The organism is Achromobacter sp. GbtcB20 (genome assembly GCF_019091095.1).
Classification (GTDB): Bacteria; Pseudomonadota; Gammaproteobacteria; order Burkholderiales; family Burkholderiaceae_B; genus Achromobacter; species Achromobacter mucicolens.
In genome coordinates this window covers 1-335 of record NZ_JAGXJZ010000353.1, presented here as the reverse complement: position 1 = coordinate 335, position 335 = coordinate 1, and the positions used below count along the sequence as shown (strand labels likewise).

Sequence of the window (335 nt, the reverse complement as noted above, 5' to 3'; positions counted from 1 at the left end):
GGCGGCGGCGGGGGTGGATGCAGGCTTGGCCGGCGCCGCGGCCGCCGGCAGCGCGAGCACGGGTGCGGACAGCGCCAGCCGCGCCAACGGGATGAGTTTGGACACACTGTCTCCTTGGGAATTATCCAGCCGCGAAGGATAAGATATTCCCCAAGGAATGAACAGCGCTATCAGATATGCATGTTTACACGCCCTGCGTTCCGTCCGACATCGGCAGGCTGATCCGGTTGCGTCCGGGGTGCTTGGCGCGGTAGAGGGCGGCGTCGGCGATCGCGACCGGCTGGCTGGCGTCGTTGTCCGGCCCGGCGATCGCGTTGGCGGCGCCGAACGACACC

1 pseudogene is annotated in these 335 nt (G+C 67.8%); it reads right to left on the bottom strand.

What is annotated here, in order from left to right:
* Positions 1-184: 184 nt before the first annotated feature.
* A pseudogene (locus KVT32_RS32355) lies at positions 185-335 on the bottom strand (GGDEF domain-containing protein); the annotation flags it as partial.